The organism is Acidovorax sp. SUPP1855, assembly GCF_030158955.1.
Taxonomy (GTDB): domain Bacteria; phylum Pseudomonadota; class Gammaproteobacteria; order Burkholderiales; family Burkholderiaceae_C; genus Paracidovorax.
In genome coordinates, this window is sequence record NZ_BQXI01000019.1 from 34,176 (window position 1) to 55,985 (window position 21,810).

The window sequence follows — 21,810 nt, forward strand, 5'->3', positions numbered from 1 at the left end:
AGCGTTCAATGACCGAACTGACTTAGCCGGGATCGGCAGCGGATGGAAGATCGTCAACCCCGTTTTTCAGGGCTCGCGGATTCTAGGAGGGCTCTTAATACAGAGTCAATACTAACAAAGCCGATCGTTAGATCAATTGGATCTTAAAAATCTGATAGGAAACACAGGTTTATAGGGTGCATCGGCACTCTTGCATGAGGCATCGTTACCGCTTCTGCAGCCCCACTGTGATGAATGCAATCGAGGCATGGATAGCGATTGAAAATCCAGCTTGTGGTGGTCCGTCAACTTGGCTAAAGTGGCCTTGCCTGAGTGATTCAGGCATCGCCGGACGAAGCGGAGCCGCCCTCCAGACGCATGCAGTGCACTGAAGGTGACTGGTCAAACTTCCAAGGCAGAGCCCGGAGGCAATACCTTGCCTCCTGCCCCGTGGACGTTCAAACTCCAGGGTGCAAATGATGGCAAAAGACCGTTGTGTCAGCCGTCAAGCCCGGTGCGGATCGACAGATCCCACCGGGCTTTCTTTTTTGCGACTGGTTACATGTTGTGCTGGCCGATTTCTGCTCGAATCCCATGATCTGTGCAATAGAAACCGGACTCTGACGTGCCTCTGCAAGCGCTTTCGATCATCAAAAAACTGTGGGTGCGCCGCGTGGTGTGGGCGTTGCTGGCCTGGCTGGGACTCTGGGCGCTGGCCTGGGTCGTGGTTCCGCCCGTGCTCCGCTATGTGCTGCACACCACAGTGTCCAAGCAGTTGGGGCGAGAACTGTCTGTCGGGACGATCAATTTCAAACCATGGACCCTGGAGCTGGAACTGCGGGATCTGAGAATGGCGGCAGAGACTTCGGGCAAGGAACCCCAGGTAGAAATTCAGCGCCTCTATATAGATGCGGAACTGCAGTCCCTTTGGCATCTGGCGCCGGTGATCGACGCGCTGGAGATCGATGGACCCACGTTGCGCCTGGCGCGCACGTCGGCTGGGCAGACCGACTTCGATGACCTGCTGAAAAAGCTTTCGGCACCATCCTCGGCGACGGCTGCGCCCGATGCGCAGCCCCAGCGGTTTTCGCTCTACAACATCGTGGTGAGGGATGGCGCCGTGGATTTCGGCGATGCGCCGCAAAAACGGGCCCACACCGTGCGTGGATTTTCCCTGAGCGTGCCGTTTCTGAGCAATCTGCTGGCGGACCGCACCGTGAAGGTCGCGCCCCATCTGGCCTTTCAGCTCAACGGCACGGCGTTCACGACCGGGGCCCAGAGCACGCCCTTTCTGGACAGCCGGGACACCGAAGCCACGCTGCAGTTCAAGGGGCTGGATCTGCAGCCGTTCCTGGCCTACCTTCCTCCCGGCATGCCGGTGCGCATCGAGCAAGGCACGCTGGACGCCGATCTGCGGCTGACGTTCCAGAAACAGTCCGAACCCGCTCTCTCGGTGAGCGGCGTCGTGCAGGTCCATGGTGCACGCGTGAGCGATCTACAGGGGGGGCCACTGCTGTCGTTCGACATGGCCACCGCCCAGGTGGCGGCGCTGCAGCCCTTCCAGCGGAAGGTGCATGTGGCCTCGCTGGAGTGGCGTGGGCCGCATGCGACGGTGCGGCGTGACCGGGAAGGGCGCATGGCCGTGCTGGGCGGCGCGGCACAAGGCCAGGGTGCCACGAAGGCGGAGACCACTGCGGCTCCCGATGCGCCGTGGGATGTGGTGGTGGATCGGGTGGCCATCAACGGAGGGCAGGTGGACTGGCTGGACGAGGGGACGGCGGTGCCCGCCCGTATCTCGGCACGCGACCTGCGGGTGCGCGCGACCCGGCTGGCCTTGCCACTCACCCGGCCAGTGCAGTTCACCGCGGATGCCCGGCTGTCATCGGAAGCGGGGAGCGACGCCGCGACCCTGTCGCTTCAAGGGGAGGTGCTGGCGCAATCGGGCCGCGTGGCCGTGTCCGCCCGCGGCTGGCCGCTGTCCATGGCCCGGCCGTACTTGGCCAATCTAGTCCAGCCCCAACTGGACGGAACGCTGGATTCCGATGGGGGCGTCGCCTGGAACGGCTCCTCATGGGCGGCAAAGATCGCCAAGCTGTCGGTGGACCGCGCAGAATGGGCCTGTGCCCCGGCTGGGCGGGACTGCCCAGCGGGGACCGCCACGGTCTCGGGCCTGCGCAACAACGCGGCCTGGGCCGAAATCGGCCGCATCGAGGTCGAGGATGCGTTGATCCGGATGCCGCAGCGCACCGTTGCCATCGCGCGGGTGGTGACATCGCAGCCCAAAGTGCGCCTGGAGCGCACTGGGGACGGGCGCTGGATGGTGGAGCGCTGGCTGACGACGGTGCCCGATACCGCAGGGAAAGGCCGTGTGCCAGTCACCGCCGCAACGCGGACGGATGCCGCCCCCGGCTGGAGCGTGCAACTGGCCGACGTGTCGGTGGACGGTGGAGCGCTGGCGTTCAACGATGCGGCCAAGGCACAGCCTGTGGCGGTACTGCTCGACACCTTCCAGATGCGGGCCAAGGGCCTGGCATGGCCGGTGAATGCCGGCGCACCTCCAGTGTCGTTGTCGCTGTCGGCACGACTGGGGGCCGGGCGGACGGATCCCGGCAACCTGGCCTATGAAGGAACGGTGCAGATGACGCCCCTGCTGGCACAAGGCAAGGTGCAGGCGTCCCGCCTGCCACTGCATCCCTTCAAGCCGTATGTGGACAACCCGTTGGCGGTCGATGTGGTGCGTGCCCTCGGCAGCTTCAATGGCGAGGTGCGTTACGCCGCGCAAGCCGACGGACCGGCCGTCGGCGTGCGAGGCAATGCCGCACTGGACGACGTGCGGGTGAGGGCCCTGGCCGTTCGCCCAGCCGCGAATGGACCGGTCGACGGTGCCGCACCCATCCGTGGGGAAGAACTACTGAACTGGAAGTCGCTGGCCCTGCAGGGGGTGGATTTCACCCTGGCGCCCGGAAAGCCAACCGCGCTCGACGTCAAGGAAACGGCGTTGAGCGACTTTTTTGCCCGCATCATCGTTCAGCCGAATGGGCGCATCAATCTGCAGGACCTTGCTCAGCCTGCCCAGGGGCCACCCGGTGTATCGGCAACAGCGGAGGCATCCCCCGAGATCACCGCAGCGGCCGGCTCGAAGCCGCCCCAGGCCGCCAAGCCGTCAATGGCGCCGGTCATGCGTTTCGGCCCCGTGGTGCTCACTGGCGGTTCGGTGCGTTTTACCGACTCGTTTGTTCGGCCCAACTACTCGGCGGACCTGAGCGAATTGAATGGTCGCCTGGGGGCTTTTGCCTCCGCGCCCCCCGGCGAGGGTGGTGAGCCCGCCATGGCCGAACTTCAACTGCGCGGACGGGCGCAGGGCTCCGCCTCGCTCGACATCACGGGGCGCCTGAATCCGCTGGCCAAGCCCTTGGCACTGGACATCCAGGGGCGGATGCGCGATCTGGAACTGCCGCCTCTCTCGCCCTACAGCATCAAGTACGCGGGCCATGGTATCGAGCGGGGCAAGCTGAGCATGGACGTCAACTATCGTGTTCTGCTGGATGGTCAATTGACGGCCAGCAACAAGCTCGTGCTGAACCAGTTGCGTTTTGGCGAGCCGGTGGAGGGCGCTCCGGCCAGTTTGCCCGTGCGTCTGGCCGTTGCCTTGCTGGCCGACCGCAATGGTGTGATTGACGTCGAGCTGCCGATCAATGGCTCGCTGAACGACCCCCAGTTCCGCCTGGGGCCGGTGATTTTTCGCGCGGTGGGCAACTTGGTGATGAAGGCGATCACTTCGCCCTTTTCCCTGCTGGCCGGATGGATGGGGGGCAGTTCTGAGCTGGATCGCGTCAACTTCGCCCCGGGCAGCGCGGCACTGGACGATGAAGCCCGAAAGACGCTCGACAAGATCGGACAGGCACTCTCCGAGCGACCGGGACTGAACATGACTGTCGCCGGCCACGCTCAGCGAGAGGCCGAACAAGAGGGCTGGAAACGGGCCGCGCTGCAGTCCCGGGTGGCGGCACAAGCGCGCCGCATAGCTGCGCGGGGCGATCAAACGCCCTCGGAACCCCAGGCGCTGGCGTCGGGTTCGCCGCAGTACGCTGACTCGCTCAAGGAGGTGTATCGCCGCACCGACATGGCCAAGCCCCGCAATCTGGTCGGCATGGCGAAGGATCTGTCCGTGCCAGAAATGGAAGCCTTGTTATTGGCGGACATGGCGATTCCCGATGACGCGATGAGAGAACTGGCACAGGCACGGGCGGTAGCGGTCCGTGACTACCTGGCGGGGCGGCAAGTCGCGCTGGGACGATTGTTCGTCGGCGCACCGAAAATCGATTCGGAGAGTGCGAACGGCGCACCCCACGCCGAACTCACTTTGTCCACTCGCTGACGGGGCGCATCCGGTGGAAACAAGCTTTTTCATCCATCCATGGCAGTGGGCTACATTGCCGTATTGCAGTCGCAGCGCGGCACCCCATATTCAACGCTCCAGTGTCTGAACCATGGCCCCGTGTGCCCGCTGAGTCCGAATAAAAACGCCCCATATAGGGGACTTGCTAAAACCGGGCGAAAATAGCGCCCTTGTCGGCGGCGTCATCTGCGCTGCCTGTAGGCGCTGGCTCCCTCGGCCACGGCCTTTTACCCCCCTGAATCCATGTTTCCCTTTTCTTCTCGCAACAAAATGTCTGACGCACCCGAAGTGAACCCGGCCCCGGCCAAGCACACCGAGCCGCATCCTTTGGATGCGCTGACGGGCGGCGCGTTTTCCGCCGCGACCTCGGGAGAGAGGGCATCGCGCATCCGCGAATGGCTTCAGACCCAGCCGTCGCCGGAGCAGTTGCAGGAGGTGTTCAAGGAACTGAGTGGGCGCGACAAGGGCGCGGCCCGTGCTGTTCGCGAGCGCCTTGATGAAATCCGGCGCGCCAAGGGCCAGGAGGCGATTGCTGCCGAGTGGGCCGAAAAGGCGCAGGGCTTGCTGGCTGCCGCCAAGCTGAACATCGCCGACGCGCTGGCTTGGCAGCGCGACGCGGCCAAAGCGGGAGCCCCTTTGTCACGGGAACCTTTGGCGTCACTCAAGGTGCAATTGGCAGAGCGCATGAAGGTCATCGAAGATCTGCAGCACCGTGTGCAGGTGCAGCGGGAGGCCGCAGTGTTGCTGGCCCAGCGCATCGAGGTGCTTTCCACCAAGCCCTGGCGTGATGCCCAGGCCGCATTGGAGGCGCTGCGCACCGACGTGGGCCGCTGGCAGCAACAGGCTCAGGAACTGACGGACGACCCATCCTGGGCCAGCGTGGAAGCGCGTTTCCCGCCGCTGCTGGATGCCTCGCGCACCCAGCTTCTCGTGGTGTGGGATGCATTCCAGCCTGCAGTCGCTCAGGCGGTGGCGGCGGCGGAAGATCCTGCGGCAGCCTTGCCTCCGGTTCCCGTGTGGGCGGATGAGCTCCGTGTGGCCCGTGGTCAACCATCGGAAGCCGCCGCGGCGCAGCCGGCCGCGCGGCCACCTGCACGCTCCAAGGTGGATCCTGAAGTGCGAGACAAGGCCGTGCAGGCCGTGCGCGACGCATTGGTCAAACTGGAGCGTGAGACGGCGGAAGGCCACGGCAAAGCCAGCGCAGGCGCTGCGGCTGCTTTGCGCAGCGTGCTGAAAACCCATGGCAAGCACATCGACGCGGCATTGGAGCAGCAGGTGCATACGGCTTTGGTCGCGGCGGGTGAACTCGAAGGCTGGCAGCGCTGGAGCGCAGACCAGGTTCGTGAAGACTTGGTGGCCCGTGCGGAAGGGTTGCTGCAACGTCCCGAAGGCCAGGCTTTGGGCGGTCGCAAGATGCAGGAAACGCTGCGCCAGTTGCGCGAGCAGTGGAAACAGGCCGACCAAGGGGGGCCGGCCAACCATGCGCTGTGGAAAAAATTCGACGAGGCTTGCAATGCCGCCCACAAGGTGGTCGAGGCGTGGCTGGAAAAGGTGCGGGCCGATGCGGCTGAATACAAAGCCCAGCGTGTGGCCTTGCTGGACGAGGTGAAGGCTTGGACGGCGGCCCAGGCAACGGCCGCACAGCCCGACTGGAAGGCGGTCAACCGTGCGCTCCACCAGTTCGGCGATCGGTGGCGCGATGGTGGTCATGTCAGCGAAAAGGTGTTCGCCGAACTGCAACCCCAATGGAAAGAAGCCATGGCGGCCGCCGCCGCGCCGCTGGAAACCGCGCAGAAGGACAGTCTGGCACGTCGGCACGCGCTGATCGACGAGGCAATCGCCTTGGGGGCTGCGCCGACACTGCGGGTCGACGCGGTGAAGGCACTGCAGCAGCGCTGGCAGGCCGAGGCGCAGTCCGTGCCACTGGATCGCAAGCACGAACAGAAATTGTGGGATGCCTTCCGCAAGCCGATTGACGAAGCGTTCAATCGCAAATCCTCTGACCGGGACAAGATGGCTGGCGAGATCAGCGCCCGGGACCGCGTCGTGTTGGAAGCCTCCAAGGCGCTCGAGGAGGCGAATGCCAGCGGCGATGCGCAAAAGATCCGTGGCGCAATGGTCGCTCTGGAGGCTGCGCTGCGTGGACAGGCATTGGCCAATGAAGCGGCAGCATCCGCTGCGCAGAACAGGCCAGCCGCTGCGCCGGACAACGTGACTTCCGCACCCGCAGAGGGGGCCACGGCTTCGGAAGGAGAGGGCGCCGATGCAGATCAGGCTCCGCCGCCTGCCGCGGCGCCGAAGCCTGCACCGCGTCCCGTGGTGGCTGTGCGTGGCGACGATCGCCCGGGTATGAAGAAAGATGCGCCTGCACTACCGGGCCGTCCAGCACGGCCGGGAGACCGCAAAGACGGACGTGGTCCGCGCGATTCCTCCGGCCCGGGCCGGGGTGGCGATGCTCGGGGCGACCGGTTCGGGGATCGGGGTGATCGGTTTGGGGACCGTTCGGAAGCCCGCGGTCCTCGCTTGGGCGACAGCGCTTTCCGTGCCCAGCGCGAGGCACTCGAACATGCGCAACTCACACTGCGCAAACTGGCTGCGCAAGCGCATGGCGAGGCACTCACCCAGCTGATTGCCGCTTGGCAAAAACGGGACGCAGCCCAGTTGCCCAGTGTGCAAGAACTGGGAGTGCAAGCGTCCGTCCGCACGGCATGGACCCAGGCGGTTTCTGCCGCGCCCCAAGGGGATGCATCGGAGGCTTTGCTGAGGCTGGAAATGGCGGCCGAGGTGCCGACCCCTGCGGAGCAGTTGCAGGCCCGCCGTGCACTCCAACTGCAGTTGCTCACCCGCCGAAACGATCCCACGCCCGTCCAGACGTGGGGGCAGGATGTGGCCCGGGTGCTTGCAAGTGCAACCGACGAAACCAGCGCCCGCAGGTTGCAGAACGCGTTGAAGACCCTGCTGCGTAAATAATAAGCGCGAAGTACAGCAAGGCCGTTGGCCCGACCGGCCTTGCTGTTCTACCAAACCGCCAATGGAGAACTGCGGGTTGGTTGTTTGCAGAAGGCTCCAGCCTAAGGTTGCGCAGCCACGCCTATGGCGTAGCGGCCTATCACGGAATGAGCCGAGCCATGACGGCAGGTTCATGGTGCATCGGGCAAAAAAAAGCCGCTGTTTTCACAGCGGCTTTTTTGAATTTGGTGCCCAGGAGAGGACTCGAACCTCCACGATGTTACTCGCTAGTACCTGAAACTAGTGCGTCTACCAATTCCGCCACCTGGGCATTTCAGGAAAGACTTGAATTATAGAGTCTTTTTTGAAGGCTCTGGCTGAGTTGCGAAATTTATTGTTGGGACCATGCCATGCGCCGGGAATGCGGACAATAAAAAAGCCGCTTCAAAAGAAGCGGCTTTTTTGGCCGACAACCCTGCAGGTTGTCGTTAAACTTGGTGCCCAGGAGAGGACTCGAACCTCCACGATGTTACTCGCTAGTACCTGAAACTAGTGCGTCTACCAATTCCGCCACCTGGGCATTTCAGGAAAGACTCAGATTGTATATCAAAAAAACGACCCCTGGCGCACCTGCTGCGCGCAATGAAGACGAGATCGAAGGAAGTGTGCAGGGGCATCGCGACGGGCATGGATTTGTGCAGCGAGACGACGGCGAATCCGATATCTATATTCCCCCCAACGAGATGCGGGCCGTGCTCCACAAGGATCGCGTGCGTGTCCGGATCGTTTGCCAGGATCGCCGGGGCCGTCCGGAAGGGCGCGTGGTTGAAATCGTCGAGAGGCCCGACCAGCCCATCATCGGGCGATTGCTTCAAGAGAGCGGTGTCTGGCTCGTGGCCCCGGAAGACAAGCGATATGGCCAGGATGTTTTGATCCCCAAAGGCGCCACCGGAGCGGCCAAGCCAGGGCAGGTGGTTGTGGTTCAGCTGACCGAGCCTCCAGCCCTGTTCGGGCAACCGGTCGGTCGAATCACCGAGGTGCTGGGAGAGGTGGACGATCCGGGAATGGAGATCGAGATCGCGGTGCGCAAATACGGTGTGCCGCACGAATTTTCGGCCGATGCTTTGGCGCAGGCCAAGACATTGCCCGATAAGGTCCGCGCGCAGGACAAGCGCAGTCGGGTGGACCTGACGGACGTGCCGCTGGTCACCATCGATGGCGAAGACGCGCGCGATTTCGACGATGCCGTGTACTGCGAGCCCGCCAAGGTCGGGCGTGCCAAGGGGTGGCGCCTGCTGGTGGCCATCGCGGATGTGAGCCACTACGTGGAGACCGGCAGTGCGATCGATATCGACGCCTATGACCGGGCGACGAGCGTGTATTTCCCCCGGCGCGTGATTCCCATGCTGCCCGAGAAACTGTCCAACGGTTTGTGTTCGCTGAACCCCGAGGTCGAGCGCCTGTGCATGGTGTGCGACATGCTCATCACGGCCAAGGGCGATGTGCATGCATACCAGTTCTATCCCGCGGTGATGTTCAGCCACGCCCGCTTCACCTACACCGAGGTGGCCGCCATCCTGGCCAACACCCGTGGACCGGAGGCGACGAAGCGCAAGCCCCGTGTCAAAGACCTGCTCAATCTGCACGACGTTTACAGGGCCCTGTTGGCTGCGCGGCATGTGCGAGGTGCCGTGGATTTCGAAACGACCGAAACGCAGATCATCTGCGACGATAACGGCCGCATCGAGAAGATCGTTCCACGCACCCGCAACGACGCGCACCGCCTCATCGAAGAAGCCATGCTGGCCGCCAACGTCTGCAGTGCCGATTTCATCGCACAAGGTGGGCAGCCTGGCTTGTTCCGGGTGCATGAAGGACCGACGCCGGAGAAGCAGGAGATCCTGCGCAATTACCTCAAGGCCATGGGGGTGGGCATGTCCATTGGCGACGATCCGAAGCCTGGCGACTTCCAGGCCATCGCTGACGCCACCAAGGACCGTCCGGACGCTCAGCAGATCCATACGATGCTGCTGCGATCGATGCAGCAAGCCATTTACACGCCGATCAACAGCGGCCATTTCGGGCTTGCATTCGAGGCCTACACCCACTTCACCAGTCCGATACGCCGTTACCCCGATCTGCTGGTTCACCGGGTGATCAAGGCCATCCTCGGTAAAACCAAGTACCGGTTGCCGGCATTGCCCACGCCAGGCGAAGCCCATGCCAAGCTGGCAAAGCGCCTGGCTGCGCGCGTTGCTGCGCCCACCATGCAACCACGCAAGGAAGCACCGGTGAGCACCCGGGAAACACAGGCCTGGGAAGCGGCAGGGCTGCACTGCAGCGCCAATGAGCGCCGGGCGGACGAGGCCAGCCGGGATGTCGAAGCCTGGCTCAAATGCAAGTACATGCGTGAGCACCTGGGCGAGGAGTACAGCGGCGTGGTCAGCGCGGCCACCAGCTTCGGCATTTTCGTGACGTTGGACGCCATGTATGTCGAAGGCCTGGTACATATCACCGAGCTGGGCGGTGAATATTTCAAGTTCGATGAGGCCCGCCAGGAATTGCGCGGCGAACGCACCGGAATACGCTATGCGATCGGCTCGCGCGTACGGGTGCAGGTGAGCCGCGTGGATCTCGATGGCCGCAAGATCGATTTCCGGCTCATGCGGGAAGGTGAAGACCTTGCGCCCCTTCGGCCAACGAAAGGCAAGGCAACCGCGGGCGCAGGCTCCTCCGACAACCGCTCTGCGCATGCGGCCAGCCCCTCGAACAGAAAATCCCCTGGTAGATCCGCTACCCGGGCGTCGACCGACGAGCGCTCCTCGCGCAAGCAGTCGCCCAAGGCGACTGGCAAGCGTGCCGGACCGCCTGCAAAGGGCCGCAAATCCCGCAGATGAACGTTATGCGCAGCTACGTTGAAAAAAGTCGCATGAGGAATGGTCGATGAGTGATGTATCCAAAGTAGCCGTCGTGACAGGCGGCGGGTCGGGCATTGGCAAAGCCGCTGCGTTGGCCTTGCTGAAGGACGGATGGCGTGTGGTCCTGGCTGGGCGCCGGGAATCGTTGCTGCATGCGGTGATTGCCGAAGCCAGTGCCGGGGGGCAAGCCTTGGCGGTTCCGACCGACGTTGCGGATCCCGTTGCAGTTCGGGCCTTGTTCGACCGAGCGGTGGAGGCCTTCGGACGGGTGGACTTGCTGTTCAATAATGCTGGCGTTGGCGCGCCGGCTGTGCCCATTGACGAGCTACCGCTGGAGCAATGGCACAGGGTGGTCGGCACCAATCTCAACGGCATGTTCTATTGCCTGCAGCAGGCCTTTCGTGTGATGAAGGCGCAGCAGCCGCCAGGCGGTCGCATCATCAACAACGGTTCCATCTCCGCGCATGCTCCTCGCCCGCATTCAATCGCCTACACGGCCACGAAACACGCAGTTTCTGGACTCACCAAAACCGCGTCTTTGGACGGCCGCAAATACGACATTGCAGTGGGCCAGATCGATGTGGGCAATGCGGGTACAGAGCTTGCCCAGCGCATGACGCAGGGGGTGCAGCAGGCCAACGGGCAAATAGCGGCTGAGCCGCTGATGGACGTACATATCGTGGGCCAGTCGGTGCTCTACATGGCCAATCTGCCTCTGGAGGCCAATGTCATGTTCCACACGGTAATGGCCACCAAGATGCCATTCGCGGGGCGAGGGTAGAACCTTCTGATCGATGGGATGAGGCCGCAATTTGCGGCCTCTCCTTCGTTAAGCAACCGAAGGCGAAAGATTGCTTATGGTGAAGTCGGAGCAGCGAAGGGGTGTGTGGTTCATGGGTGAAGCAGTGCCTACCCGTTCCATGCCCAAGGAAATAGCGCTTTGCCCGGCTGAAGACTTGGTCACATCGGCAGATGAAAAGGCCACGCTCTGTTCAGGACTGCGCTCTTGGTATGTGGACAGGAAGGGCCAGGATTTACGGGTCATTTCTATCTCCTAGAAAAGTGCAGGCGCCGGGTTGGCGATGCCTTGTTGCCAATCGCTCGACAAGTATTTCCGCAGCCTGTTTCGCTTTTTGTAGGACAGAACAGAACGATGATCTCGGCCTGGCGCTCAGGGCTGAAGCAATTGCCCGTACAGATCAGAATAGACCCTGGCCGATGCGTCCCAACCGAAGGTTTGCCGCATTCCGGCGCGTTGAAGCGATTCCCAGGTGACGGGTGATTGCCATGCCGCGATGGCCCGCTGCACCGCTTCGTCAAACATTTCCTGAGTGGCGGCCGGCATGATGAATCCGGTGCCTGCCGCCTGAGGTGAATCAGCGTCCACGACGGAGTCCGCGAGTCCACCCGTGTTCGTCACGATCGGTGGTGTTCCGTAGATCTGGCTGTACATCTGGTTCAGTCCGCATGGCTCGAATCGCGAGGGCATGAGGAAACAGTCCGCGCCCGCCTCGATCTGGTGGGCCAACGATTCATCAAAGCCCAGCGTCACGCTGATGTGCTCAGGGTGCAGGGCCGCCAGATGCGTGAAGCGGGACTGGATCGCAGCATCGCCATTGCCCAAGACGACAAGCTGTGCCCCTTGCTGCACCAAACGCTCCGCGCCCTCCACCACGAGATCGACGCCTTTTTGCTGGGTGAGCCGTCCGACCAGACCGAACAGCATGCGGTTTTCCGCAGTATCCAGCCCGCATTGCTGGCGCAACGCGGTTTTGTTCAGCGCCTTGCCCGATGGGCTTTCCAAACTATAGGGCGCAGCGATCAGAGGATCGCTCGCCGGGTTCCATGCGTTCGTGTCGACGCCATTGAGAATGCCGTGCAAGGCGTCCGCACGCTCCTGCAGCACCCCGTCCAAACCGAAGCCAAGTTCGGGGCCCTGGATTTCGCGTGCGTACGTGGGGCTGACGGTGGTGATGGCGTCTGCAAAATTCAGGCCGGTTTTGAGCATCGACATGCCGCCCCAGAATTCGACACCCGCGATACCACGGTGCTCCGGCGGAATCTCCAGCGCATCGCATGTCTGCATCGGAAAGATGCCCTGGAATGCCAGGTTGTGCACGGTGATGATGCTGCGTGCCACTGGAGCGCCGTCGGCCGTGGCACGCGCTTGCGCCAGATAGAACGGCGCCAGCCCAGTGGGCCAATCGTTGGCATGCACGATGTCGGCCTGCCATCCACAGGGCGTAGCATGTGTTCCCATCATGGCCGCGACGCGGCTGAGCAGGCCAAAGCGCAACGCGTTGTCATCGTGATCCGTGCCGTTGGGTGCGCCGTAGGGCGTGCCAGCGCGTGCATAGAGTTGAGGGCACGAAAGCAGGTAGAGGATGAAGCCGTCTTCCTGGCGCAGTTGCAGCAATTGCGCTGCAGGCCAGGCACCCTGCGGCGCAATGGCAAACAAGCCGACGATCTGGCCAGTGATGGTCATATCGCCGTAGGCCGGCATGAGCAAGGCAACATCGTGCCCCAGGGCTGACAACGCACGGGGCAGGGCGGCACTGACATCGCCCAGCCCACCGGTTTTGACCAGTGGGGCGCATTCAGGCGTGACGAAGAGGACTTTCATTCGACGTCCTCGGGCACCAACACCACGAATGGCAAGGTACCGCCCTCTGGTTGCAACTCGCCCATCAGCATGTCCAGTTGCAGGCCTTCATCTTTGTCGGCTACCAGGAACACTCCCGTCATCCAGTTTTTCCACCTTGGAATTTTGTCCAAGGAAGGATGTGCCGCGGCAAGCGCGACGCGGGTTCCACGCCAACCCATCGCGGTCAGCCCGTACAGCAACCGCGAGCAGACAACCACAATGGCTTTGCCTTCCCGGAAGCGTGCAAACGCGACGGCATGTTCGGCGCTCGGCCCCTCCAGGGTCAGAGGAAGGTAGGTGGCGTTCAGGAACAGCTCCGGCATTTTCTGCCGCAACTGCAGCAGCCGCCATGTGACCAGTTGCTTGATCAGAGGCGCCGGAGATGCGCCTAGCATCTCTCGCCATGCGTCGGTCTTGGGATACCCCAGGGCGTAGTGCGAGCGCACTGTTTCCAGTGAACGCTCCAGTTCCGTGAAATCGACGGGCCTGCGGTTGTCCGGGTCCACGAGGCTGAAGTTCCACTGCTCGCAGCCTTGGTAGATGTCGGGCACGCCGGGGACCGTCAGCTTCAGCGCAAGCTGGCAAAGGCTGTTGCGAAATCCGTAGGGGGCGATGGACTGGACGAATTTCTCCAGTTCGCGCACGAAACGATCCGTAGAGAGCGCGCCGTCGATGTAGCGGTCAACGGCTGCCTCATAGGCCTCGTTGGGAAACAGCCAGTTGGTCGCCTGCTTGGCCTCGCGCATGGCTTTGACCATGTACTGCTTGGCGCGGTCTCGCAAGCCGATCCGCTCCTCCGCATCGGCGCCTTCTGCGGGCCAGATGCCGACCAGGGCTTGATAGAGCGCCCAGAGATCATGGGGGCTGGGAACCACCGCACCGTCGATCTCCGTCGTGAAACGGGTCCCGAGTTCGCGCAGTTGAATCGCCGTGTCTTCCCACAGCGCCGGAATCTCGGACAGCACGTTCAGGCGGGCGCGCAGATCTTCCGAGCGCTTGCTGTCATGCGTGGAGGTCGCCAGCAGCCCATGCGGCAATCGCCGCGACCGTTGCAGGTTGGCCTGATGGAATGCGGCGCCGGACAATCCGAAACGCCGCGGCTCCGAGCCGACATCGTTCAGCGACACCAGGCGCACATAGCGGTAGAACGCCGTATCCTCTACGGACTTCGCCATCACCGGCGCCGTGAACTGTTGCCAGCGGCGCAGGAACGCGCCCCGCAACGCGGGTAGGTGCTGGCCTTCCGTACCGACAAAGACGCCTTGCAGGTACGCGAGCACACCGCCCTCGGCGGTGCCCATGCGGCGACGTGCCGCCGCAATGGCCCATTCGATGTGTTGCCGATCCGTGTCGGACAGCCCCGTGCCGTCGGGCGCGATGTAGGTGCGGTAGACGGGGAAGACGGCCGCCACCTCCGTCAGCGCGATGCGCAGCTGGTTGCGCGTGAAATCGCAGGTCTTTCGGTCGGTGCGGCTGATGCGGTAAAGCGTGTCGGCCAGCCACCCCAGGTCACTGAACAGCGAGGTTTCGATGATGTGCTTCTTGCACTCGTGCACCGCCTCTTCAAATTCCTTGCGATCGCCGGTGAAGGCGGAGTACGCATCGTCGAAAGCCGCTTGAGAGGCAGGCTCGACGAAAAGCCCGTTGACCAGGCTGCTGAACCGGTAACCGGTGGCTCCATGCACGGGCCAATCCTGCGGCAGGGGCTCATGGTCTGCGAGGATCTTTTCCACGATGAGGTACAGCGCACGGGGCTCCCGCCCCGCGGTCCGCGCCAGCGACGCATAGCGCTTTTGCAGCCGGTCGAAGTACTGGGCGGGATCGGCCAATCCATCCGGATGGTCGATGCGCAATCCGGAGATTTTTCCCTCGGCCAGCCAGCGGAAGATGCAGGTGTGGGTTGCCTCGAAGACGGCTGGGTCTTCCATGCGAACGGCAGCCAGGGAGTTGACGTCGAAGAATCGGCGGTAGTTGATGTCGTCGCCTGCCACACGCCAGTCTGCCAAGCGGTACGCCTGATCGCGCAGCAATTGGTCCAGCGCGTCGAAGCTTTCCGGACTGTCCTTTTGGCCGTTCCACTGTGTCAGAAGCGCTTCGATCCATTGGCGCACCCAGGAGTGCTCGCCGGCCAATTCCGCAAGCCGCCGCTGATGCAGCGGCGCATCCCTTTGGCGCATGGTGCGCTCGTTCTCGTCACTGGTATTGCGCGAGGGCAGATTGCCGAACGCATCCACCAACGATTGCATCTGTGCCAGGCTGTCGCCATCGCGTTCGCCGCCGGAAATTGGTGCCGGCACGGCTGCAAAAATGCGCGCGTAATGCTGTGGGTCGATGGGAAGCTCGTGGTCCCAGTAGCGGATGCTGAACCGCCCCCATTGAGGGTCGAAGGCCACCTGAAGTTCGCCCGATTCGAGAACGCGGCCGTAATGACCGCCCAGCATCGGCAGGAGCACGCGCCCGTGCATTTCTGGCGCGGTCGGCTCCCACTCGATGTCGAAGGTGCTTGCATAGGCGGAGGCCCGCCCATGCTCGAGCACGTCCTGCCACCAGGGGTTGTTGGAATCCAGCACCCCCATGTGGTTGGGCACGATGTCGAGCACCTGGCTGAGCCCGTGCGCCTGCAGCGCTTCGCACAAGGCGGTATGCGTGGCCTCCGATCCGACTTCGGGATTCAGACGGGTCGGGTCCACCACGTTGTAGCCGTGCGTGCTGCCCGGCGCGGCTTTCAGATACGGCGAGCTGTAGAGGTGGCTGATCCCCAGTGCATGGAGATAGGGCACGGCCCGGGTGACCTGCTCAAAGGTATTGCCTTCGTGGAATTGCACCCGGTACGTTGCCAGGGGAATATCGGCGGTGTCGAGCGGCGGCAGTGCCTCGCTGAAGGGCAGGGCTGCGCCACCGCGCTCTGCGCGCATCGCGGCCGCAATGTCCGCAAAGCAGGGATGGGTCGCCAGCTTTTCCAGCGGCACGCTCAGGCGCCGACGCCAGTTGGGCTGCATGGCCTCGGTGGAGCCCGGCACATTGACCTGCTCCAGCTGGCCTGTCACGTCTTCCAGTTGCACTGCCGCCAGCCAGCAGGGTGTTCTGGCGAGATAGCGATGCACTGCGGCCACGAAGTCCGCGTTGGCTTCGGGCACCGATTGCGGGTCCGCAGTGGCCCCGCTCGGAAGCAGCCCTTCCTCGTTGAGTGCGATGAGCAATCTCACGCGGTCCTGGGCGCGCTCCATCAAGGCGCGGGCGTGGGCGTCCGGGGCTGACAGCCAGCCCAGGCGCGACTGCACCTCAATGTCTTCGGCCGCCCAAAACCCACGCAGTGTGGGCAGGTCATGCGTGCTGACCACTGCCAGGGCCTGATGAGGCCAATGGGCCGGCGTGCGGAACGCGCCGCCATCGGCACGTTCGAAAATCAAAGGCCGATAGGACAACAGTGTTTTGTGCGCCATGGCCTCCCGCATCTGCGGCGCGACGTTGCCCAGGTCTTCGCCGATCACCAGGCACTGGTGGCGATGGCTTTCGATGGACATGATGGCCAGCAAGGCGTCCAGAGGGTAGTAAACGTACGCACCGCCGTCCGCACTGGTCCAGAACAGGCGCATGAGTGCCATGACATGGTCCATCCGCAAGGCGCCGGCCGGGCGCATCACGCTGGTCAGCAATCGGCGCATGGGCAGGAAATGCGCCGCCGCCAACGCACAGGGATTCATGGGAGGAAGGCCCCAATCCTGTCCCTGGTGGTTGAGCGGGTCCGGCGGAGCGCCCACGTTCATGCCACGCGCGTACAGGCCCTGGCCGGTCCAGGTCTCCGAGCCCCCGTCGTTCGCCCCCACCGCCAAGTCGCAATACAGACCCAACGGCATCATCGAACGGGCCCGTTGGCTCACCTGATCAAGTTGTGCATGGGCCAGCCACTGCAGCCAGAAGCGGTACTGCACTTGATCCGCATGGTCCTGGGCAAAGGCTTTCACCTCGGCACCCTGGGGGTCGCGCATCGCTTCGGGCCATGCAGGCCAACCCCAGACACTGGGATCGACGGCGTTCAAATGGCACTGGATGGCCTCATACAGCGCGTGTTGCCCGAGGATGTCGGCTTGACCCCTCATGAAGTCGCGGAAAGCCGCCGCTCGCGGCGAGTCGGTGCTCGACTCGCTGCGCTGGAACTCGTCCCACAGCAGCCCCAGCATTTCCTGCTTGGCGGCTGCGACTTCGGCATAGCGCACCTCGCTCGAAGCCCGCAACGCACCCAGCCGCTGCTGGAAAGCGGCGTCCGAGAACAGTGTCTGCGCAGCCGAACTGCGCATGAATTCAGGCACCGCCGCCACATCGATGAAGAGCGTGTTCAAGGCCATCCGGCTTGACGGGCTATAGGGGCTTGCAGCCTCTGGCTGATCCGCGCGCAAGGCATGCAACGGGCTCAATCCGACGAACGCCGCGCCTTGCCCGGCAGCAATGGACACGAGGTCCGCCAGATCGGTGAAATCGCCAATCCCCCAGTTTCGCTCCGAGCGCAGGGCGTACAGCTGGGCACTCAGGCCCCACCAGCGTTCGCCTTGCCGCAGGGGTTCCGGGGACCAGCAATGCTCGGGCGCCACGATGACCAGCCGTTCGGCCGATGCCCCCGGTGAATGGAGGGCGTAGTAGCCCATGGCCAGCGAAGCGGGCACCTCGGCGACGGTGCCTACGCCCTCGCACACCAGCGTGCGTTCCGCCGTCTCAGCGGTGAACAGGCGCCAGGGCCCTTCGTTGTGAAGCGGCACGGTGGCCGCGCTGCCCTCCGATACCAGCACGGGGGAGGGCACGGCGCTGGTATCTGCATGGTCTCCCATGGCGGCCAGCGCCCGCTCGATGACGGAGGCCGGCACGTCCCGGTGCTCGCCCCAGAAGCTGGTGTAGTTCAGTGCAATGCCAGCCAAGTGGGCGCGATGGCGCAGTGCTTCGCCGGGGGTGGGGTCCGTCATGCGTTGGGCTCCAGAAAACACCAGCGGGCGGACCAAGGTGCCCATTGGGTCGTGTCATTGCTCCAGCGGTGTGAAAACCGCGGGGTTCCCTGCGGGCCGTCGGGTATCGGCGCCTCGACGGGCATTTCGCTCAGGTTGATATCCATCTGCCATTGCGCGCCATCGTCGTAATGCCACCGCACCTGCAGGCCGCGGGCGCCAACCACCCTGGCCACGTGGCCCCGTGGTGCCAGCCGGTACTGGCGTGGGTTGAGCCACTGCCTGCGCGCCGCGAGCGCCTCGCGCAGCAAGGCCTGCCGCGCCAGGCCTTGCGGGCTGTCGGCTTGCTGCCAGTCGAGGCGGCTGTGTGCGAAGGTGACCGCATCGCAAGGATCCGGAAGCGTGCCGCCCGGCGGGACTTCGTGGCCGAATTCGCGCAACCGGCCCTGGCGCACGGCATCGCGCAGTTCCCCTTCCCAATCGGCAAAGTAGAGAAACGGTGTCTGGGCGCCGAATTCATCGCCCATGAAGATCAGCGGCGTCGCCGGGCCCAGCAAAGTCAGCAGCATGGCCAGTTCGGCAGCGGGCGCTGGAACCAATTGCGCCAGCCTTTCACCGAACGCGCGATTGCCGACCTGATCGTGGTTGCCGAAGAACTGGACCATGGTGGAAAGGGGCTCGGGCGCCGCAGCCACCACCTGGTGCCTGCGGCCTTGTCCGTCGCGGTCGCTGTGGGCAAACACATAGCCGTTCGTCAGCGCGCGCGCCAACAGGGCGGTTGGCTCAATGCCGTAGTCGCCGTAATAGCCCTGCGTTTCGCCAGTCAGCAGCACATGCAGTGCATGGTGAAAATCGTCATTCCATTGCGCGTCATAGCGGGAGGGCTGGGGACTGGAGGACAGATGTTCCGGCTGGTTCTTCTCGTTTTCGAGGACGAGGTGTACATGCCGGCCAGCGCATGCGGTTCGCACGCGCTGCGAAAGTTCTGCGAGAAAGTCGGGCTCGCTGTCGTCGATGATGGCGTGCACCGCGTCCAGCCGGAGGCCGTCGAACCGGAATTCCTCGATCCAGTACATCGCGTTGTGGATGAAGAATTCACGCACGGGCCCGCTCTGGTCGCCGTCGAAGTTGATGGCGGCGCCCCAGGGGCTGGTATGTGTTTCCGAAAAGAACTGCGGCGCGTAGAGGCCGAGGTAGTTTCCGTCCGGTCCGAAGTGGTTGTAAACCACGTCGAGCATCACCATGAGGCTCAGCGCATGCGCCCCATCGATGAAGCGCTTGAGATCGTCGGGCGTTCCGTAGGCAGGGTGCGGAGCGAAAGGCAGCACGCCGTCATACCCCCAGCCGAACCGGCCCCCGAAGCATGCCAGGGGCATCAATTCCACTGCGGTGATGCCCAGATCTTTCAGGCGCGGCAACTGCTGCAACGCGGCTTGCAGGCTGCCTTCGGGCGTGAACGTGCCCACATGCAGTTCATACAGGACCACCTCGCTCCAGGGCAGCCCTTGCCAGTCCACCTGCCAGTCGAAGTCCTTGGCATCGGTGATCTCGCTGGCGCCATGCGGGCCATGGGGATTGCTGCGCGAAGCTGGGTCCGGCATCAGCGGGCCACCGTCCACCTGCCACTGATAGCGGGTGCCGCGAGAGGCTGCTTGCAATTCCACGTGCCACCAGCCGTTCGGACGGGATTGCGCCGGGAGCGGCATCATGGGCGACGCTGGCGCCGTGCCATGGTGCAAAACCACTTCGCGTGCGTTGGGCGCCCAAAGGCTGAATCCGGCGCCGCCGTCGGCCGTGAGCCGGGCGCCGAACGGCATGTCATGCCGGTACTTCATGACAGGTCGGCGCGTGAGGGTGTGGTCAGAACGGCCATGGAATGCGGTTGCAGCGTCCACTGCCCGCCAGCAGCGATGTCTGCCGCGTCGGCTGGTGGCACGGCAGCGGTGCGGGTGTCCACTCGCACGGTCCAGACGCGGCCATGCTCGTCCTGAGGCAGGGTGAAGACCGCATCGGCAGGGGTCGCATTGAACAGCAACATGACCGACTCGCTGTCACCGTGGCCCTCCATCAGCGCTGCTACGCAGCGCACCTGGGGGTCTTCCCATTCTTCCTGGGTCATTGAAAGGCCCCAGACGCTGTGCCAGTTCAGGGCCACGCAAGCAGGGTGTCCGGTGGTGCCTGCCGGGTGCACGGCAGGACGCAACACAGGCAATGCATGCCGTAGTGCCAGCAGGGCCCGGGTGAATCCCATCAGTTCGGCCTCGCTCGTGGCCTGGTTCCAGTCGTACCAGGACAGGGCGCTGTCCTGGCAGTAGCCGTTGTTGTTGCCGTGCTGGGTGCGGGCCATCTCGTCGCCGCCCAGCAGCAATGGCGTGCCGTGCGAGACGAACAGAGTGGCGATGAAGTTGCGCATCTGGCGCGCGCGCAGGGTCTGGATTGCGGGATCGTCCGATGGGCCTTCGGCACCGCAGTTCCAACTGCGGTTGTGGTTTTCACCGTCGCGGTTGTCTTCCTTGTTCGCGTCGTTGTGCTTCTCGTTGTAGCTCACCAGGTCGGCCAGACTGAAGCCGTCATGCACCGTAACGATGTTCACGCTGTCCACCGGCGGTCGCTTGCGCGCGGCGAGCATGTCGGCGCTACCGCAAAGGCAGGCGGCGAACGAGGGCAGGCTGCTGTCGGCGTTGCGCCAATAATCGCGCACGGCGTCGCGGTAGCGCCCATTCCATTCCATCCATCCCACCGGGAATCCGCCCACCTGGTAGCCGTCCGGGCCCAGGTCCCACGGCTCGGCAATGAGCTTGACACCCGACAGCACGGGGTCTTGCGCCACGGCTGCGAAAAAGGCGGCACGGTGCGTGAAAGCGCCCGTGGGGTCACGGCCCAGTGCACAGGCCAGGTCGAAGCGGAAACCATCCACGTGCATTTCCGTCACCCAGTAGCGCAGGCTGTCGAGCACCAGGCGCAACGCGGCCGGGCTGCTTGTATCCACCGTATTGCCGGTGCCGGTGTAGTCCACGTAGTAGCGCGCGTCTTCCGGAGACAGCCGGTAATAGGCGGCGTTGTCGATGCCCTTGAAGCTGATGGTCGGCCCCAAGTGATTGCCTTCTCCCGTGTGGTTGTAGACCACGTCCAAAATCACCTCCAGCCCGGCAGCGTGCAGCGCCTTCACCATGGCCTTGAATTCGTCCACGCCGCCGTCTGACTTGGAGGCGCTGTAGCGTGGCTCCGGCGCGAAGAACGCAACGGTGTTGTAGCCCCAGTAGTTGGTGAGGTCGTTGTCCACCAGCCGCTTGTCGTCCAGAAATGCCTGGACAGGCAACAGCTCAACGCTGGTGATTCCCAGCTCGCGCAGGTGGGCAATGGCGGCATCGCTGGCCAGTCCGGCATACGTGCCTCGCAGGGGCTCGGGCACGCCGGGCATGGTCTGGGTAAAGCCCTTCACATGCACTTCGTAGAACACGGTGTCTTTGGCAGAAACGCGGGGTGGCGCATCGTCACCCCAGTCGAAACGCGATTTGACGACGCGGCATTTGGGCGCCACCGCACCGTTGTCCACGGTGCTGGGCTGCAGGTCTTCTTCTTCCTGATCCAGTTCGTAGCCGAATTGCTCCGCATGGCCGAGCACCGGCCGATCGAGGGCGAGTGTGTACGGGTCCAGCAACAGTTTCGCTGGGTTGAAGCGATGGCCGTTGCCAGGCTCGTAGGGGCCGTGCACCCGCAGTCCGTACTTCTGACCGACCTTCAACCCCTTCACCAATCCGTGCCACGTGTCCCGGCTCAGGCAGGGCAGCGTGATGCGCGCCGTTTCCTGATCGTCCTCGGAGAACAGGCAGATCTCCACCTTTTCGGCCGATGGCGCATAGACGGCGAAGTTCACGCCGTGCCGGCTCGCCGTGGCCCCATGCGGCCAATGGCGGCCCGGCTCCACGGTATAACGGACTTTCTTGTGGCGGGATGCAACGGGAGCGGAAGGCGTATTCATCAGGT

Annotated in this window: 7 protein-coding genes, 2 tRNA genes and 1 pseudogene; 4 read left to right on the forward strand and 6 right to left on the reverse strand. The window is 63.7% G+C overall.

Translation table 11 applies throughout. The annotated features are described in order from the left end of the window. The first annotated feature begins 604 nt into the window (after positions 1–604). Both AVMA1855_RS16625 and AVMA1855_RS16630 read left to right on the forward strand, forming a co-directional pair. Positions 605–4,357: a DUF748 domain-containing protein gene (locus tag AVMA1855_RS16625; protein ID WP_284426559.1), complete on the forward strand. Its 3,753-nt coding sequence runs from the start codon at positions 605–607 to the stop codon at positions 4,355–4,357. 264 nt (positions 4,358–4,621) lie between these two features. After that, positions 4,622–7,348, forward strand: a complete 2,727-nt coding sequence (locus tag AVMA1855_RS16630) for a DUF349 domain-containing protein (RefSeq protein ID WP_284426560.1) — start codon at positions 4,622–4,624, stop codon at positions 7,346–7,348. 225 nt (positions 7,349–7,573) lie between these two features. Here AVMA1855_RS16630 and AVMA1855_RS16635 read toward each other — a convergent pair. Together AVMA1855_RS16635 and AVMA1855_RS16640 are read right to left on the reverse strand one after the other, a co-directional pair. Further along, positions 7,574–7,658 (reverse strand) — tRNA-Leu (locus AVMA1855_RS16635). 164 nt (positions 7,659–7,822) lie between these two features. After that, positions 7,823–7,907: transfer RNA gene (locus tag AVMA1855_RS16640), tRNA-Leu, on the reverse strand. 19 nt (positions 7,908–7,926) lie between these two features. Here AVMA1855_RS16640 and rnr point away from each other — a divergent pair. Both rnr and AVMA1855_RS16650 read left to right on the forward strand, forming a co-directional pair. Next, the gene (gene rnr, locus AVMA1855_RS16645) at positions 7,927–10,224 is read left to right on the forward strand and encodes a ribonuclease R (protein ID WP_284426561.1); all 2,298 of its coding nucleotides are present in this window, start codon (positions 7,927–7,929) and stop codon (positions 10,222–10,224) included. A gap of 46 nt (positions 10,225–10,270) precedes the next feature. Further along, positions 10,271–11,026, forward strand: a complete 756-nt coding sequence (locus tag AVMA1855_RS16650) for an SDR family oxidoreductase (RefSeq protein WP_284426562.1) — start codon at positions 10,271–10,273, stop codon at positions 11,024–11,026. A gap of 328 nt (positions 11,027–11,354) precedes the next feature. Here the strand turns inward: AVMA1855_RS16650 and glgA are convergent. From glgA to glgX, 4 genes and pseudogenes are all read right to left on the reverse strand, one after another. Further along, a pseudogene (gene glgA / locus AVMA1855_RS16655) lies at positions 11,355–12,868 on the reverse strand (glycogen synthase GlgA); the annotation flags it as partial. Continuing rightward, the gene (locus AVMA1855_RS16660) at positions 12,865–17,844 is read right to left on the reverse strand and encodes a malto-oligosyltrehalose synthase (RefSeq protein WP_284426563.1); all 4,980 of its coding nucleotides are present in this window, start codon (positions 17,842–17,844) and stop codon (positions 12,865–12,867) included. The gene AVMA1855_RS16660 and the pseudogene glgA, both read right to left, overlap by 4 nt. Beyond that, complete coding sequence (treZ, locus tag AVMA1855_RS16665; RefSeq protein WP_284426564.1) at positions 17,841–19,658, reverse strand: malto-oligosyltrehalose trehalohydrolase; 1,818 nt, start codon at positions 19,656–19,658, stop codon at positions 17,841–17,843. The genes AVMA1855_RS16660 and treZ overlap by 4 nt, the downstream gene beginning before the upstream one ends. Next, a complete protein-coding gene (glgX, locus tag AVMA1855_RS16670; RefSeq protein WP_284426565.1) occupies positions 19,655–21,805 on the reverse strand; it encodes a glycogen debranching protein GlgX in 2,151 nt (716 codons plus the stop codon). The genes treZ and glgX overlap by 4 nt, the downstream gene beginning before the upstream one ends. Between the last annotated feature and the right edge of the window lie 5 nt (positions 21,806–21,810).